Source organism: Metabacillus mesotrionivorans (assembly GCF_052171315.1).
GTDB lineage: Bacteria > Bacillota > Bacilli > Bacillales > Bacillaceae > Bacillus_P.
Map to the genome: position 1 here is coordinate 678,916 of NZ_JBQMFF010000002.1, position 16,945 is coordinate 695,860.

Below are 16,945 nucleotides of genomic sequence, written 5' to 3' on the forward strand. Positions count from 1 at the left end.
CAGCTGCTCGAGTTCTTTCAGGTCAGCATCCGAAAAACCGGTTGTGCCGACTACAGGCCTTACCCCGTATTCAAGAGCTTTCTTCGTATGAATCTTCCCGATCTCAGGTGTGGTTAAATCAATAAGCACATCAGGCTTTGTTTCCTGAAAGCATGCTTCTATATCCGTATAAATAAGGGCTTCGCTTTTGAAATCACCGGCTTCTTTCAGAGTTTGACCTCCGAATTTATGATCAACTGCCCCTACCAGAGTAAAATGCGGCGTTTCTTCAGCAAGCTTAACCGCTTCTCTCCCCATTCTTCCTCTTGGTCCTGCAATGACAACTTTAATCTGTTCCATAGCTGTTTCTCCTTATGACTCTTTTTTTGTCCAGCGGTCTTTATCTCTTGTTGTGAATTTTTTCATGACAAGATTATGCGCTTCTTCAAGATCGATTTGAAGAGAATTGGCAAGGCAGATCAGCACAAACAGAATATCTCCCGCTTCCTCTTCAATCTTCTTTTCTTTTTCTGTATCCTTTTTCGGCTTTTCGCCGTATGTATGATTTATTTCCCTTGCAAGCTCTCCCATTTCTTCGGTCAGCCTTGCCATCATCGCAAGCGGGCTGAAATATCCCTCTTTAAACTGGCCGATGTACTCATCTACTTCTTTTTGAAGGTCTTTCATTGTCTTTTGGCTCATAGAATCACCTCTTCATTCTTCTTCATGTTAGCGGGTTCAGGACATTTTGACAAATTTTCCGGCTTGTACAAAAGGCGTGATTGCACCTTTTGTTTCCATCATCTATACTATTATCGCAAAGTACATAGAAAAGAGGATGATTGACATCATGTTTCTTCAATTGAAAATACGGAATATTTTCTTTATTTTACTCGGTTCAGCGATTTTTGCATTCGGACTAGTTCATTTTAACATGCAGAACAATCTTGCTGAAGGCGGATTTACCGGAATAACCCTTCTTTTATACTTTCTTTTTAACATTGACCCCTCGATATCCAACCTGGTGCTGAACATCCCGATCTTTTTCATCGGTTGGAAATTGCTCGGCAGGACGACCTTTCTCTATACCATCATCGGTACGGTTGCACTGTCTGTCTTCCTTTGGCTCTTCCAGCGGTTTCAGATCTTCATGCCGCTTAAAGATGACTTGACCCTTGCTTCATTATTTGCAGGTGTTTTTATCGGAGTCGGCCTCGGCATCATTTTCAGATACGGCGGCACAACCGGCGGTGTTGATATTATTGCAAGACTGGTACATAAATACAAAGGCATCAGCATGGGAAAAACGATGTTCATCTTTGACTTTGTCGTCATTACACTTTCCCTCATTACCTACTTATCCTATAAAGAAGCAATGTATACCCTTGTAGCAGTCTTTATTGGCGCAAGAGTGATCGACTTTATGCAGGAAGGGGCCTATGCAGCAAAAGGAGCGACAATCATCTCGGAGAAAAACGAAGAAATCGCAGAAAAGATCATGCAGGAGATGGACCGCGGCGTCACGACTCTAAAAGGCATGGGATCCTATACAAAAATGGACCGGAACATCCTTTACTGTGTCGTTGCAAAAAATGAAATCGTCCGCCTCAAAGCCGTCATCACATCCGTCGACCCCCACGCATTCGTGGCCGTCAGCGACGTCCACGACGTCCTCGGAGAAGGATTCACGCTCGATGCGGATAAGAATCCTATACAGCGGTAGAAAAGCGGAATCAGCCGGTTAGCTCCGATAGACAGATAAGAAATCACCCGAAAAGTCCGGGTCCCGCCTTTTTGGGGGATTTTGTTCTGGCAGAGGAGTTGGCTGATGGAGCTGGACAACGAGAAAAGCGGAATCGCCCGTTTAGCTCCGGGGGTCAGATAAGGAAATGGCGGTGAAGGCGCTTTTTGCCTTTGCCGACAGTTCCGTTCTGACAGAGGAGTTGGGCGATGGAGCTAGACAATGAGAAAAGCGGAATCGCCCCGCCAACTTCATATAAAACAAGTAAGAGGCCTCGTTCACGAGGCCTCTTACTTGTTAAAGTCACGTTCTCTATTCATTTTGTCTTTTTCGCCTTTGTACTTTCTCCACCCTGTATAGGAAAGCGCCATAAAGATAATGCTTCCGGTAGATATCATGACCCACCAGAGAGACGGATCCGCTTCATCTTCTTTTACCCGTTCGAATAAGTTCTGCAAGTCTTCCTCCATTAATGTCAGCTGATTGACTTGTGATTCTACAGGAATTTCTGCAAAAAATGAATCTTCCACCACTGACTTGTGGGCTTCAATTCTCTTAAGCTGTTCAGAATCAAGATCCATCAGCATGCTGGGATAAACCGTTTCATAAAGAGAGACAAATTCCTCCCAGTTCTGTTCAAAAGCCTGATTATTGCCGTCCTGCACATCATCTTTTACTTGTGTGAAGGCACTCATAACAGGCGCTTCCATTGAACTCCACAGCGGCTGATGCTCCGATGCAGCTGCATCGACAACGAGCCTGAGCCGGATCAGGGCTCTTACTTTTTGATCAGGCGAGGAAGCTGTTTCCTGCAGCTTGTCAACTGCCGTCTGCTGAGAAGCTGAAATTGTGCGGATTTCTGCAGCTGAAACATCGTTATTTCCCTTTATGGATTTCTCGAATTCTCTGCCAAAATAGTTGACGAGCTGAAGCGATTCTTCAAACCTATTCTGTTTTGTCAGCTGAAGTGCAGTATCCGTGAGTTTATTTAAATCTTCCCAGCTGCTTTCCATGTGCCCTGCACGATGATCAGCCAGAGAATAAAACGGCAGAGCCATCGCCATGATCATAAAAACTGCAAATGCGGCTATTCGTTTTTTCATCCTTGTCCCTCCCACAGCTTCTACTTAAAACTATGAAAAAGTGGACAAGGATAGACCTTCTTTTTCAGATAAAAGAAAATCTATTTCAGGAGGTCCAGCTTATACGAATCTTTTCTGACCACAAAATAATAAGCCAGAAAAATAGAGAAAAGACTGAGCCAGAAAGTAAAATACCCGATCTCAGGCAAATAGTTCATCAAAACACTGTACTTCGGCATTTGCCCGAACACATAATCAATGATTTCATTATGCAGTGTCCAGACAGCAGCTGCCGCAAGATGCCAGGCTTTAAACCTGTAAAACGGTGCATAAAGCAGCCCCTGAACGGCCATGCCAAGATGAGACAAGATCAGCATGTAGCCTACAGGGTCCAATACCCCTGTTTCATTCAATACGAGCAAATTCATGACAACTGCCCATATTCCATACTTAAACAGCGTAATGATAGCAAGGGCTTCAATTAAAGGGAGATTCCTCTTAAAAAGAAAGCCGAGCATGACAATCGTAAAAAAAAGACTTGCCGTCGGGCTGTCCGGCACAAACGGCAGGAAAATGGCCGGCGTTTCGTAAAGCTGATATCTGTACCAGTAATACCCGTAGATGGTTCCAAATAAGTTGACCGTAAACATCAGAAAAAGAAAAGGCTGTCTTACAAGCAGATAGTGCATCCATTTCATAATGGTTTCAACTTCCTTTATATGTAGTTCACAACGCAGAAAAAAGCTGACATTTCGTCAGCTTTTTCTGATTATTTTGCAGTAACACTGGAGACAAACTCAGAAAGCACTTTCAATTCTTCATCTGTTCCTTTGAAGATGCCAGCAGGCATGCCGCCCTGACCTTCTACTGCGATCTTGGCAACCTCTTCAGGACTTAAGCCAGTATCCACCAGTGAAGGACCGGCTGCGCCGCCGGCTAAATTGTCGCCGTGACAGGAAACACATGTTTGTTCAGTGAAGATTTTATAGCCTTCTGATTCTTTGTCAATCTCAGCTTCTGCTTTAATTTTTCCTTGTTCAGCAGCTGCTTCCCAGTCGTGAGTTGCAACAGATTCCCAAGTCAGGAAAATCGTTGCCGCTACGCCTAGAAGCATCATTCCGACTGCAACAGGGCGTTTGGCAGGTCTGCGCTCAGGCCCGCGGTCAATAAACGGTGCAAGAAGCAATGCACCAAATGCAAGACCAGGCATGATAAATGCGCCGATCACTGTGTATGGACCTGCAGCATACGTGTACTTGAGCAATTGGTATAAGAATAAGAAATACCAGTCAGGCAATGGAATATATCCAGTGTCCGTCGGATCTGCAACACGTTCAAGCGGCGACGGATGCGCCACAGTCAAACACAGGAACCCAATCAGGAACACAGCTCCAACCAGCCATTCTTTCAATAAGAAGTTCGGCCAGAACGCTTCCGTTTTACCCGGGAATTCTGAATAGTCTTTTGGAATATTCGGTTTTCTTTCAGCTGGAACACGAGAGTCTCCAACAAATTTCATCCCTTTTCCGCGATGCATGATTTCCCCTCCTTCTTTGGCAGTTCCGCATACTTATGCGGCTGATCATCATTTGAATTTTACAGAGGTCCGGATATACCCTGTTTGCGGATCATGATAAAGTGAGCCCCCATTAAGCCAAACAGCGCTGCTGGAAGGAAGAACACGTGAATCGCAAAGAAACGGGTCAGTGTCTGTGCACCGACGATTTCCGGATGGCCGGCAAGCAGTGTTTTGACCTGAGTACCAATCAGCGGCGTTGCTTCAGCGATTTGAAGACCAACTTTCGTCGCAAATAGCGCTTTCATATCCCAAGGCAATAAATAGCCCGTAAATCCAAGACCAAGCATGACGAAGAAAATCAGTACGCCGACAACCCAGTTAAGTTCGCGCGGTTTCTTATATGCACCCTGGAAGAATACGCGGAGAGTATGTAGGAACATCATGACGATAACTAGACTTGCTCCCCAGTGATGCATGCCGCGGACGATTTGCCCGAAAGCGACTTCATTTTGAAGATAATAAACAGATTCCCATGCATTTTTAATGTCGGGAACATAATACATTGTCAGGAACATGCCTGATAATACCTGAATAACCGTTACAAAGAACGTCAGTCCGCCAAAGCAGTATACGAAAGCTGAAAAATGGTGAGCCGGATTTACGTGCTCAGGCACTTCATGGTCAGCGATGTCTCTCCACATAGGCGTAATATCAAGCCGTTCATCAACCCAGTCATAAATTTTGTTTAACACTTATTACGCCTCCTTTCGCGGTTTAGCCGAACCAAGATACAGGAATCCATCCTTCACTTCACTCTTGTATACATCAAGCGGAGCAAGCGGCGGTGTACCAGGAACATTCGTGCCATCTTTATCATACAGGCCGTAGTGGCATGGACAGAAGAATTTGTTTGGATTCGATGGATCACTGTTCCAGTTAACTGTACATCCCAAGTGCTTGCAGACAGGAGAAAGCGCTACAATATCCCCATTATCGTTTTTGTAAACCCAGGCGGCCCTAGGCTCTTCAGATTTGTACCAAGCATCAACCTGTTTAATTTTAAAGTTAAAACGGGTTGGTTCATTTGTAATTTCATCTACACTGACAACCTGAACCAGATCCTGATCTTCTACCTTGCCAAGTACCGGATCCAGCGCAAAACGTACCATAGGCATTAGCATACCCGCAGCCATGAAACCGCCTACACCAGTGAGTGTATAGTTGAGAAATTGCCGTCTTGATACCCGATGTTTTTTCTCGCTCATCATTTTCCCCCCTCTATCTTAAGCTGAAGTCCGTCAGGACATACGATAAAACCATATAAAACTAGGACAATCTCATGATATATCAATCTTCCAGTAAGGTCAATATTATCCTTTTTTGGAACTTAATAAATATGTAAGGGTTTTTATTTCCCTCTCCAAAATTGTAAGAAAATGTTCATAATTTGACCAACCTGATCCTCAACCATCTTTCTCTTCAGTGATTCATCCATATGCTCCATAGGTACCGGCGGAAGGTAAATGACTTTTCCGTTTGAAAAAGCTTCTTTGGTTTTCCAATGAGGATCACTTGTCATAAAAAAGATATGGCTGAAGCTCTTTTCAAGCTCACTGTACCATTGCTGCACCGTATTTTCTGCATGTTCAGCTGTCTCTTTCAGATAAGAGATCGGCGGCATGAGGAAAACCCTTCCTTTAAGCTGCCTTTCAAGGTCTTCAGCAATCAGCAAAGCGTATTCACCCTCTGCAGCAGTATGCTTCAGGCCTGCCCCGAAATCGGCCTGGATGAGCGGCACGACTGCCGTATCCACATAATCTGCCGACTCCAGATAGGACGCTGCGTCCCCGGCTGTCCATTTCATTCATTTCAGCTCCTTCAAGTTGTGTTGCTTTTCATTATATAGGTTTTGCAGGAATCGGAAAAGAAGATTTGAAATCTCTACTTTTCTTTGAGACCTTTAATCTTCAAGCAGGCAGCAGATAGATGGTGAATGCACACTGCCAGTCAGCAGGCAGCTGGAACCTTTCTAGTAAACACCCGTTTCCAGCAAGTAACGGATCTGCTTTTTCAAGTAAAAGAGGAATTCTTGCATGTATTCTGCTATTTATGGCAAGTAAGGCACTTGGTGATGCACATTTACCGCCTCCAGCCACTTATAAAAAAGTGCCCCTGCATCAAATCAGGGACACCTTTCATCGGCACTCTATTAAACAGCACGTTTTACAATGCGCCTTTTCAGCACCCAGCCGCTGAAGCCGGCTGCAAGCAGCACGATTCCGATCAGCATGATGCTGTAGGACGCTGTAGCTGTTTCAGGAAGTCCTTTTCCTGAACCGGGAGATGACGTGCTGCCTGATGAGCCGCTTCCGCCGCCAGCATCTCCTCCTTTAGCCGGAGGGGTTCCTTGTCCATCCTTATCATCAGGCTGAACGGCGCCGTCAGGTTTTTCGTCTTTTCCAGGAGGTTTTGGCTGACTGTTTTTTTCAGCCAGAATAAAGGTGCCTCCCGCTTCCCTTTCAGGCAGGTCTGCTGTCACTTTTCCGCCTGCAGAAACCTTGTATTCCTTTCCGCTGTAAAGATCAATCACTTTCGTATTCTTTTTAAACGGAACAGATACGGTCACTTTATGGGCTGTTTCTGTTGTATTCAGTCCGACTGCAACAGATTGTTTTCCGTATGATCTGGTGAACACGAGGTAGCCTTCATCGTTGCTGCCCCCGATTTTTGCGCGGGTTCCTTTTGAAAAGACCTTTGAGTAGTCTTTACGGATGTTCAGCAGCTTCTGATAGTGCGTTAACAGGTCATTATTCTCTGTTTTATCCCAGGCAAAATCGTACCGGTTTTCATTAAATTCGCCTTTGTCCATGTCCCCGGCATGCTTGCCCGTCTGTCCAATTTCCTCTCCGTAATAGATGACCGGCTGTCCTTTGGACGTAATCTGAAGGGCTGCAGCAATTTTCTGCTTGCTGATGTCACCGCCTGCATGAGTCAGAAGGAATCCATCCTCATCGTGGCTGCTGAGAAATTGTCCCATAGTGGCAGAGCTTGTCAGGTTTGCATTGCGCTCTTCGAGTCTTGCTTCTACTGCTTCTACATCACCGTTGATGAAATCTCTCGCATCGTATTTAAAGTTAAAATCAAGCAGAGAGTCCATCTGGCCGCTGTTTAGGTAGCCCCCGGTGTTGCCGATGCTGCCTCCGTAATATTCACCGATCAGTTTAAAATCAGGATTAACCTTCGTCAGTTCATTTTTAAATGATTTCCACGTTGTATCCTCAACATGCTTGACTGTATCTACACGGAAGTAATCAATAGCGTTGCCTTTGTCCGTCCGGTGGGCAGCCCATGCCGTCTGCCAGTCAATGATCTGTTTGCGGACAGCAGGGTCTTCTGTCATCAGATCCGGCAAGCCGGCGAGCTCGCCTTTGATGACGTCTGTTCCGCCGCTGCGGATCATGCCGCTGAAACGGCTTCTGTCCTCATCTGTCGGATAATTTGAAATTTCCGCATTTCCCGCATCCGTCTCTTTTAAACCGTAGCCTGTATGGTTAAGAACAACATCCACCATAATTTTGATGTTTTTTTCATGTGCTTTATCAAGCAGTTCATTCAGGTCATCCATTGAGCCCAGATGTTCATCAAGCTTTGAGAAGTCCTTTGCCCAGTACCCATGGTAGCCATATTGATGCCCGTTCTTGTCGTGGCGCAGGTCCCAGTCAATGTTGTCAACGACAGGAGTGATCCAGATTGTGTTAATACCAAGGTCTTCAAGGTAATCTAGTTTGTTTGTAATTCCTTTAAAATCACCGCCATGATACGTTTCTAAATGGTTCGTGTCATAGCCTTCCCCGTTTGGATCGTTGTTTGTTTTGTCCCCGTCATTAAAACGGTCTGTCAGCATAAAATAGATTCTTGCTTCATCCCAGTCAAAGTCCCCTTCTCCTTTAGAAACACGCGGTTTAACTGTGATGGATGCAGTCTTAGTATGTTTGTTGCCGTACTGGTCAACAGCTGTCACAGGAATTTGTTTTTCACCTGCCGTCACGGTATCCGCAACTGAGAGCGCAGTTTCCATAAGCTGCGGATCGATTTTCATCGCCTTTGGTCCGCCCAGTGCAGAAACGTCAGCTGTCAGTTCTGTAAACTCAACCTCTTGCTCAGTCTCGATATCAAGGCTCAGCACCGCATTTTGATTTGAGGTTACGGCCTTCGGCGAAACAGACACATTCATGGATACATCCGGCACAATGTAGTCTACAGATGATTTTTCAAAATACGGGTCTCTTACTTCTGTTTCTGTCCCATTGACAGTGACCAAATAACTGTAGTCATAGGTACCTTCTCCAGGGAGGGCTACTGTATGGGAAAAGTACTCATTTTTCTCGTCATAGGTCATCTCATATTGCTTTCCTGCAACTTTAAGGCTCACTTTTTCAACCGTATCCATTGCATTATCCGCAAACAGCCCGGGATCTCTGTAAAAGAAGGTCGCTTTTCCTTCTGACAGAACAGGACCTTTTACGGCCGGAACGGTATGAAAGTCCCCTTTTCCGCTTTCAACAACTACCTTTGTGAGAGCTTGTCCCGCTTCTGCAGTGATGTATCTGTCCCCATCAAATGGATCTTTAACAGCCCAGTCCTGGCCTTTTCTGATGACAAAACCGACAGCCGTTGCATCTGAGCTGATCTCAAATTTTGAGACAGCGCCTTGTTCTGTTATGTCAGAAAACAGCTTTTCACCGTCCTGCAGTCCGGTCTGCCAAGTCCAAATGTTCCAGTCAGCATAATCTGCATCCTCCCTGACATAGGTAAATTGAATAGATCTTTTAGCAGGTTCAATCATGTTTGAGGTTGTAAAAGAAAGAACAAAATCCTCCTGAAGATACGTATTGGTGGACTGTCCCTTTACAGCATCTTTCTTTACTGTCAGTGTGTAGGACTGCCCTTTTTTCAGCTGCTCTGCTTTGATGCTGAGCTGATTTCCTTCTGCATTTACAGCAGCAGGCACATCCGCGCCGTCTTTTTCTGAAAGCGCTATGGCCTCCTGCTTTTCAACTGTCACGTTTTCATTGAATGTAACAATCAGCGGGGCTTCAGGCTTAAATTCAGCTTCCCCCTCAGCAGGCGTTGAAGACAGGACTTCCAGCTGAGAAGCTTCCTCCACTCCACCTATTGTGTAGCTGCTGCTGTATACTGCCTGGCTGTTTGGATTTCCTGATTCATTCCAGGTGCCGGCAAGAACATTCCCATCGGCTTCGGGACTTACATCAAATGCACCATGCTCCGCCGGATTGTTTCCGCTTAAAACAGCAATGGCCCTGATCGAGTCATCATTTTTCAGGCCAAGCTCACTGAGCGGAATTTTCCCTTCAAAGCCCTTCATGCGATCTGCGGCAAATTGTGCCCCTTTGCTGTTTTCCCAGGTTGACAGCTTTGGAGCCTTCAGATCCTCCGAGCTGTAAAGAGCAGCTCCGGCAAGTTCATTGTCATTTTTTATTCTGACAGTAATATGAAACTGCGGCTTGGCTTCTGTGCCTCCAAAGTGAAAAGGAGCTCCCCATGGATTGCCTTCTATTTTTGAATCTTCTTCATTCACATTCAGTGCAAGGTTTAAAAACATTCCGTCGCTTCCCCAATTTGGAACATTCTTTGCTTCTGTCCAAAAATAGAGGTACCGGCTGTCGTTCGTTATATGCACATCCCCAATCTGAAACCCTTCGTATCCCGGTGTTCCATACGATGCAAGCGGTTGCATTTCAGACCAGTCTTCTCCGCTTCCGTCAACCTTTATTGCATCCGGTGCCGAAGCGGCAAATCCCTGCCACGTTCCAAGCACACTGCTCGCGAGAAGGACCAGTATGGCTATAGCCGCCGTCCATCTCCCCCATTTGTTTCTCATTCCATTTCCCCCTTTTGCATATAAAGAAATCGGCTGCACTCGAGACCAATGCCTGTCTATGTAAACGATTTCATCAACACCCTTATTTTGTCACGGTTCGACCGAAAAATCAATTGAAAATTCTGAAAAAAATATGCTGAAAAGCCTAAAAAAAAAGAAACCTCCTTTTCTGAAGGTTTCTTCTCAAAAGCTGCAGTTCCGGCAGCAGGCAAGCTTATCTGAGGCATTTCAATTTGTCTGTCAAATGGTTGAATGCTTCTTTATCCTGGCGGTCAAGGGCATCATCAATCATTTGAAGGAGTTTTTCTTTTTGGAACGTCTGAATGGATTCTTCAAGAATTCTCTCAGCTACTACACGGTCTTTTTCATTAATGTTGAGGTGCTTCGGCATAAACGGGTTTGCCTCAAGCACGGCTGCGTAATTCGGAGACTGATAAGATGAGCGGAAATTGAGCTGGATATACAGATCCTCGTCTTTATTTAACCGAATGTCATGGAACGATTTTTCGGCATCCGTAGTCATGACATTTTCTTTGTAAAAACGAAACGGCACTTCCTCTACACAGTGGGTTGACATGATAATTCCGCGGGGACAATACTGTGCCTGCTCGACAAAATGAACTTTTTCCATCAGAGTATCATGACTCATCAAATAATTCAGAATCCATACACATTCTCGTCTTTTCAGCTGATAATGATTTAAAAACCACCTGATAAAATCCTTCTTCTCAATGACAGATACAGGGGCCATCATATGCATTTCCCTCCTCTGCTAACTGTAGATTCTTACTTTAAAAGTTCAACAGATCCCAGGTGAATTCCTTCCGGCCGAGTGTTAAAAATCATCTTCTAATTGCATCAAAATCTCTTCGATTTCGACATTCGCAGGATCATGCGTTAAAGCCCTGCTGAACATCTCCCTTGCAGCTGTCCGGTTTCCGTCCTCAAGCAGATAATACCCGTACTCCATTAAAAAGTCTGGTTCTTCCTTGAAGAAATTATATGCTCGCTGGTAATGGTTTAATGCATCCGAATATTGTTCTGTTTCATGATAGGCGCGTGCAAGCTTGCGGTCATATTCAGGGTCTTCTTCGCCGTACCTCATGACTTCTTTCAGACAGTCGATGACCTCTTCATAAAGCTGTTCCTGCATGTAGATATTCGTCAGGGTGATGGTCGCTTCCACATGACCCGGATCAATGGCAATCGCCTGCTGAAGTAATGCTTTAGCTTCATCCGATTGATTGTTTTTAAGTGCCGTTTTTCCGCCGTATACATACAGCTCTTTATTGTATTCGTCTACTTTAAGTCCATCTTTAACAGCTTCAAGGCTTTCCACGAGCATTCCTTCAGCCTCATAAGCCTTTGCAAGGAAAAGATAGAGCGATGTATATTCGTGATCCAGTTCTTTCAGCTTCAGAAACTGCTCAATCGCTGTCTTCGGATAATTTGCCTGCAGGGCCGTAAACCCGTAGCCAAACAGCGTGTGAAGATCAACCTGCTCAACTGCTGCTTTTTCGTAAAAAGGCAGAGCCTCTTCAAATTCGCCGCTTGCGCTGATGGATTCCGCCAATCTCTGATAAACGTTTACACCTGTCACGGTACTGTGTTCCTTAAGCACGTCTTTGAAAAAAGGAATAGCTTTATGGTAATGCCCCTGATGAAAATAAAGCTCTCCGAGTGCAAAATCGATAATCGGCTCATCAGGCACTAATTTTTTTGCTGCTTGAAGCTTTTGTTCGCTTACTTCGTTCAGACCCTGCATCTGGTAGAGGTCTGCTGAGAGAATCAATGCCTGTACATAAGCAGGATCCGTCTCAGGAATGGTATTCAGGAGGTCGATTGCTTTTTCTTCCTGATCCATGTCGATATAGATTTCTGCAAGAAATACGGTTACTTCAGACTCTTCAGGATAGAGAAGATGCATATCCTCCATAATGGAGAGTGCCTGATCTGTATTCCCCCACTGATAGTATTTTTCTGCAAGCAGAAATTTTTCTTCATCGTGCAGTTTGTTTTCGAGACCGGAAAGCCTTTTAAGCCCTTCCTCAACCTGTCCCGATTCAACCAGTTCAATTGCTTCAGATAATGTGTTGTTCACCTTTAACGCCCTTTCCATTCCAGTTACGGAACAGCCTGAGCAGCAAACCTGCCGGACATGGCAACGGCGCGCTCTTCTCCAAACCCCGGCTTTAAAAAAATCGTTTCACCGGCTTTCAGCAGCTGTCCTTTATGAACCGTAAATTTAGGAATATGACTATGATACCCGCTTGAGGACAAATCTTCAACTGAATTGAATGCATTTCCCTCATACAGGTTATAGTCAACTTCGCCGCCGATGCGGATATCTCCTTTATCAGGAAACAGTCCGATTTTCATGAGAATGTTTTTATCAAGAATGGTATGCTCGGGCGGGCAGGCAACACTTGCTGAGAAGCGGTGTTTTTTCATCAGTGCTTCAAACGTTTTTTGCTGCTTGTCCTGCAAGGCACGTTCTGGCCATTTTGGCAGAAACGTCATCGGGAATTGGTAGATGCTGCTGCGGATCCACTCCCACGGGAATCCTGCAAGATCATCCTGGGGCTGAATCTCAAGTACAAGCAAAGGAATCTTCTGGCGTTTGCAGGCAATCAGCAGGGATGGAGTCAGTCTTTTGAGCGGAATGGCTGCACCGATGCAGTAATCAATTGGGGAATTAATCATCCTTTGTCTTTTTTTCCTGACTGCATCTGATAATTCACGTTCATATTCGGCGCGGGCAACCGTTATGACGGCTGTACACCCGGCTGCTATGAGCTTGTCCTTAAAAATGGGTTTGGCTTCCGAATAAGGACCGTTTATGGAGAAATCAAGCATAACGTGCCCGGGTGTCATCACATACGGAGAAGCGTCCATTTTCATATAGGCCATATTTTTAACTGAAGAATGGATATAATCCATTTTGTTGTTCCGTACGAGAATGGACGTTTTTTCAGCTGCTGCATGCTTAACAATGACTGCATCTTCAATTATATAGGCCACTTCCGCTTATCCCTCCCTTGTCATCTTCTTAAGACAAGCTATGAGGAAAAAGAGGGAAATATGACTATGAAAAATGCCTGCGGAGATTCTCCGCAGGCTGGATGTGCATTAAACCGCAGAGTTTCCTGAGAGTTCATTCACATGCTCAAAAAATGAAGGATACGAAACATCAATCGCTTCATGTCCGGAAAGGCTGACTTCACCCTCTGTTATCATGGCTGCAACAGCAAGCATCATGCCGATTCTGTGATCACCATGGCTTGAAACGGATGCTTTTTCAGCTGACAGCTTTTGTTTGCCGCGGATAATCATTCCGTCATCTGTCGGGATAACTTCAGCTCCAAGCCTGCCAAGCTCCTGAACGACTGTATCAATCCGGTTTGTTTCTTTCACTTTCAGCTCACTGGCATCTTTAATAATGGTTTCGCCTTCTGCCTGTGTGGCAAGCAGGGCAATGATCGGGATTTCATCAATCAGACGCGGGATCAGGTCCCCTGAAATCACCGTTCCTTTTAATGAGGAAGTTGAGATAGTTAAATCCGCGACAGGCTCATGGGTGCCTGAACCTTTTTCTTCAATTGTCAGATTTGCGCCCATATTATTTAAAACATCGATTATACCTGTTCTCGTTGGATTAATACCGACATTTTCAAGAGTGATCCTGCTGTTTGGAACAATTGCCCCAGCAGCCAGAAAAAACGCTGCAGATGAAATATCCCCCGGCACGTCCACTTTTGCAGCTTTTAATGTCTGTCCGCCTACAATCTCAGCAGTCAGTCCATCTTCACGCACCTCTGCACCGAACGCACGGAGCATCCGTTCTGTGTGGTCACGTGATTTATGCGGCTCTGTTACGCTTGTCACTTCCTGATCCGCCTGAAGCCCTGCAAGAAGGATCGCTGATTTTACCTGTGCGCTGGCTACAGGAGACGTATACTTCAGCCCCTTCAGTTTGCCTCCGCGGATGGAAATCGGCGTGTAATTGCCTTCCTCCCTGCCGTCAATGGAAGCGCCCATTTCTCTGAGCGGATTCGTCACCCGTGTCATCGGCCGTTTTGCAATGGATTCATCTCCAATGATGCAGGAATGGAAAGGCCGTCCTGCAAGAATGCCAAGCATTAACCGGGTAGTTGTACCGGAATTGCCCACATCCAAAATGCCCGAAGGCTCCTTAAGAGCATCCATTCCCTTGCCGTTTACTCTGACATGGGTTCCGTTTTGCTCAATTTCAACGCCCATTTGCCTGAAGCAGGCGATTGTAGACAGACAGTCCGCCCCTGCAAGGAAGTTGTCGATTACCGTTTCTCCTTCTGCCAGCGCGCCGAACATCACCGCTCTGTGTGAAATGGATTTATCTCCGGGGATCGCTATCGATCCCTTGAGGCCTTCTGCTTTCTGCAGTTTTCTCTCGCTTTTCATACCAGCACCTCTTAACTGAAAAAAGTTTTGTAATCTGTATATTTTTCTATGCACTTCTGTGCCCGCTCACGGTCGATGTCCGTTTGAAAACTCAGTCTCAGGACACCGTATATTTCTTCGCGTGTTTCGATGATCCGGATATTTGTAATGCTGATTTCCTCCATTGCAAGGTACCCGGTAATCTCAGAGATAACCCCCGGATAATCAGGGACATCGACATATAAATCATAAAAAGAAGGAATCGCGCCTTTTTCCCGCTCGGGAAGTCCATCTCTGTAGTCCTTTGCATCTTTAAAATAAGAAAAGAGAGCAAGACTGTCCAGGTCTTCTACCATATGCTTCACACGGCTCATTTCCCGTTCCCAGTCTTCAAACAGAGTGAGGAGCTTCTCCTTATTATGCAGGAGAATGTCCCTCCACATAGCGGGGCTGCTTGAAGCGATTCTCGTAATGTCCCTGAAGCCTCCTGCTGCAAGTCTTTTTATGACAGGATGCGTGTCTTCAAACCGTCCAGCCTGATGAACGAGGCTTGCTGCGACGATATGGGGAAAGTGGCTGATCACTCCTGTTACTTCATCATGGACTTCCGGTGTCATTTCAATAAAATGAGCATTTGTTCCTTTTAGAATGTTCTTCAGTTTATTTAAGGAGTCCTCACTCGTTGTTTTGGCGGGAGTCAGAATATAAAACGCATTCTCAAATAGATGCGCTCGCGCGGCAGTGACACCTGATTTATGAGAGCCAGCCATCGGATGTCCGCCGATAAAATGGACATCGCCTTTAAAGGCTGCTGCTGCACAGGCCGTGATCTTTTGCTTGGTGCTTCCCACATCCGTTATGATGACGTCCTTCTTCAGCTCCATGCCGCTTAACGTATCTATCATTGAAAGAGTTTGTTCCACCGGTGCCGCAAGAATGATTAAATCCGCTGTTTCAATGTTTTCAAACTGGCTGCGGGCTGCCTCGTCTATTACGGTAAGTGTTTTGGCAATCTCAAGCTGGCTTTGATTAATATCATACCCGGTAATCCAGGCATCAGGAAATTCCTTTTTTACTGATAGCGCAATCGATCCTCCAATTAAACCGAGTCCGATCAGATGTATTTTTTTTATTGGCTGATCCATTGTTATCACCTACGGATTTTATGTATGAAGAAAGAGGTGACAGCATCACCTCTTTAGGTTAAGAAATCAATTCGGCAAGGATGCTGATGATTTCCGCGTTTTGTTCTTTTGTGCCGACAGTAATGCGGATAGAAGTCGGAAATCCGAGAGCTTTGCCGGAACGGACAATGTATCCTTTTTCAAGAAGAGCCTGAAACACTTCGTCAGAGTCTCTGTTAAAATCAATCAGAATGAAATTGCCCTCTGAAGGATAGTAGCTGAGGCCATGTTCTTCGCTGAACTGATAGAATTGCTCTAGTCCCTGTTTATTCTTTTCTCTGCACTGAAGAATAAATTCCTGATCATCCAAAGCATGAAGAGCGGCTGCCTGTCCGAGGCGGTTTGTATTAAACGGTTCTCTTGCAGGCTCAATGCTTTTAATCAGCTCACTGTTTGCAGCACCATATCCGACGCGGAGGGCGGCCAGTCCGTACGCTTTTGAAAACGTGCGGAGAATCATGACATTTTTGAATTCTCTTATGAGCGGAAGTGTTTCCGGAAAATCCTCTGCTGTCACATATTCATAGTAGGCTTCATCAAGAATGATGAGCACGTGCTGCGGCACTTTTTCAAGAAAAGCCGAAAGAGACGGTTCATTGATGTAAGTTCCCGTCGGATTATTCGGCGAGCACAGCCAGACAACCTTTGTTTCCGGGTCGATCGCCGCAAGCATCGCATCAAGATCATGGTATCCGTCCACAAGTGGAATTTCTCTGATCTCTGCTCCTTCAATCACCGCATTATGACGGTACTGGGGAAAAGTTGGCGTAGCCATAACGGTATTTGTCCCCGGCTTCAAGAACGCACGGCAAATGATCTGAACGATTTCATCTGAACCATTTCCGAAAATCAGCTCAGACTCGCTGACGTTTAGGAATGAAGCCAGCTTTTCGCGCAGCATGGCGCTGTAGCCATCCGGATAGATGGCAAGCTGATTCAGTTCATTCTGGATGGCTGCCTTGGCAGCTTCGGAGCTGCCGTATGGATTTTCATTAGAAGCAAGCTTGACGATATGAGTCAGATTGAATTCTCTCTTCACTTCTTCAATGGGCTTGCCCGGCTGGTAGGGTTTTAGATTTGTAAGCTGATCTTTAATTTGCATAAGTAGACACCTCTTCT

The 16,945-nt window shown here is 45.4% G+C and carries 15 protein-coding genes and 1 pseudogene; 1 reads left to right on the forward strand and 15 read right to left on the reverse strand.

Annotated elements, in window-relative coordinates:
- A pseudogene (locus ACTSEZ_RS08455) lies at positions 1 to 339 on the reverse strand (4-hydroxy-tetrahydrodipicolinate reductase); the annotation flags it as partial.
- Between the two features lie 12 nt (positions 340 to 351).
- Positions 352 to 681: a nucleotide pyrophosphohydrolase gene (locus ACTSEZ_RS08460; protein ID WP_369733741.1), complete on the reverse strand. Its 330-nt coding sequence runs from the start codon at positions 679 to 681 to the stop codon at positions 352 to 354.
- Positions 682 to 829: 148 nt separating this feature from the next.
- On the opposite strand from ACTSEZ_RS08460, the gene ACTSEZ_RS08465 reads away from it, so the two are divergent.
- Entirely contained in the window at positions 830 to 1,702 is an 873-nt protein-coding gene (locus tag ACTSEZ_RS08465; protein WP_369734087.1) for a YitT family protein, read from the forward strand.
- Between the two features lie 308 nt (positions 1,703 to 2,010).
- Here ACTSEZ_RS08465 and ypjB read toward each other — a convergent pair whose 3' ends face one another.
- The 13 genes from ypjB to hisC form a co-directional block, all read right to left on the reverse strand.
- On the reverse strand, positions 2,011 to 2,823 hold the full coding sequence (gene ypjB, locus ACTSEZ_RS08470) for a sporulation protein YpjB (protein WP_369733742.1): 813 nt from the start codon (positions 2,821 to 2,823) through the stop codon (positions 2,011 to 2,013).
- An 80-nt stretch (positions 2,824 to 2,903) separates the two neighbouring features.
- Positions 2,904 to 3,500 carry a lipoprotein heptaprenylglyceryl N-acetyltransferase LhaT gene (gene lhaT, locus ACTSEZ_RS08475; protein WP_369733743.1) on the reverse strand — a complete coding sequence of 199 codons (597 nt, stop codon included), beginning with the start codon at positions 3,498 to 3,500 and terminating at the stop codon, positions 2,904 to 2,906.
- Positions 3,501 to 3,571: 71 nt separating this feature from the next.
- A complete protein-coding gene (locus ACTSEZ_RS08480) occupies positions 3,572 to 4,339 on the reverse strand; it encodes a menaquinol-cytochrome c reductase cytochrome b/c subunit (RefSeq protein ID WP_342822336.1) in 768 nt (255 codons plus the stop codon).
- Between the two features lie 59 nt (positions 4,340 to 4,398).
- A complete protein-coding gene (gene qcrB, locus ACTSEZ_RS08485) occupies positions 4,399 to 5,073 on the reverse strand; it encodes a menaquinol-cytochrome c reductase cytochrome b subunit (RefSeq protein ID WP_029280290.1) in 675 nt (224 codons plus the stop codon).
- A 3-nt stretch (positions 5,074 to 5,076) separates the two neighbouring features.
- Positions 5,077 to 5,586, reverse strand: coding sequence for a QcrA and Rieske domain-containing protein (locus ACTSEZ_RS08490; protein WP_369733744.1), 510 nt, complete (start codon positions 5,584 to 5,586; stop codon positions 5,077 to 5,079).
- A gap of 143 nt (positions 5,587 to 5,729) precedes the next feature.
- Positions 5,730 to 6,185 carry a YpiF family protein gene (locus ACTSEZ_RS08495; protein ID WP_369733745.1) on the reverse strand — a complete coding sequence of 152 codons (456 nt, stop codon included), beginning with the start codon at positions 6,183 to 6,185 and terminating at the stop codon, positions 5,730 to 5,732.
- Between the two features lie 345 nt (positions 6,186 to 6,530).
- Complete coding sequence (locus ACTSEZ_RS08500; RefSeq protein ID WP_369733746.1) at positions 6,531 to 10,223, reverse strand: alpha-amylase family glycosyl hydrolase; 3,693 nt, start codon at positions 10,221 to 10,223, stop codon at positions 6,531 to 6,533.
- 214 nt (positions 10,224 to 10,437) lie between these two features.
- The gene (locus tag ACTSEZ_RS08505; RefSeq protein WP_029566046.1) at positions 10,438 to 10,977 is read right to left on the reverse strand and encodes a ReoY family proteolytic degradation factor; all 540 of its coding nucleotides are present in this window, start codon (positions 10,975 to 10,977) and stop codon (positions 10,438 to 10,440) included.
- A gap of 81 nt (positions 10,978 to 11,058) precedes the next feature.
- The gene (locus tag ACTSEZ_RS08510; RefSeq protein ID WP_369733747.1) at positions 11,059 to 12,324 is read right to left on the reverse strand and encodes a tetratricopeptide repeat protein; all 1,266 of its coding nucleotides are present in this window, start codon (positions 12,322 to 12,324) and stop codon (positions 11,059 to 11,061) included.
- A 23-nt stretch (positions 12,325 to 12,347) separates the two neighbouring features.
- Positions 12,348 to 13,244 carry a hypothetical protein gene (locus ACTSEZ_RS08515; protein WP_369733749.1) on the reverse strand — a complete coding sequence of 299 codons (897 nt, stop codon included), beginning with the start codon at positions 13,242 to 13,244 and terminating at the stop codon, positions 12,348 to 12,350.
- A gap of 108 nt (positions 13,245 to 13,352) precedes the next feature.
- Positions 13,353 to 14,663 carry a 3-phosphoshikimate 1-carboxyvinyltransferase gene (aroA, locus tag ACTSEZ_RS08520; RefSeq protein WP_369733750.1) on the reverse strand — a complete coding sequence of 437 codons (1,311 nt, stop codon included), beginning with the start codon at positions 14,661 to 14,663 and terminating at the stop codon, positions 13,353 to 13,355.
- 11 nt (positions 14,664 to 14,674) lie between these two features.
- Complete coding sequence (locus ACTSEZ_RS08525; RefSeq protein ID WP_369733752.1) at positions 14,675 to 15,787, reverse strand: prephenate dehydrogenase; 1,113 nt, start codon at positions 15,785 to 15,787, stop codon at positions 14,675 to 14,677.
- Positions 15,788 to 15,845: 58 nt separating this feature from the next.
- The gene (gene hisC / locus ACTSEZ_RS08530; protein WP_369733753.1) at positions 15,846 to 16,928 is read right to left on the reverse strand and encodes a histidinol-phosphate transaminase; all 1,083 of its coding nucleotides are present in this window, start codon (positions 16,926 to 16,928) and stop codon (positions 15,846 to 15,848) included.
- Positions 16,929 to 16,945 lie beyond the last annotated feature (17 nt).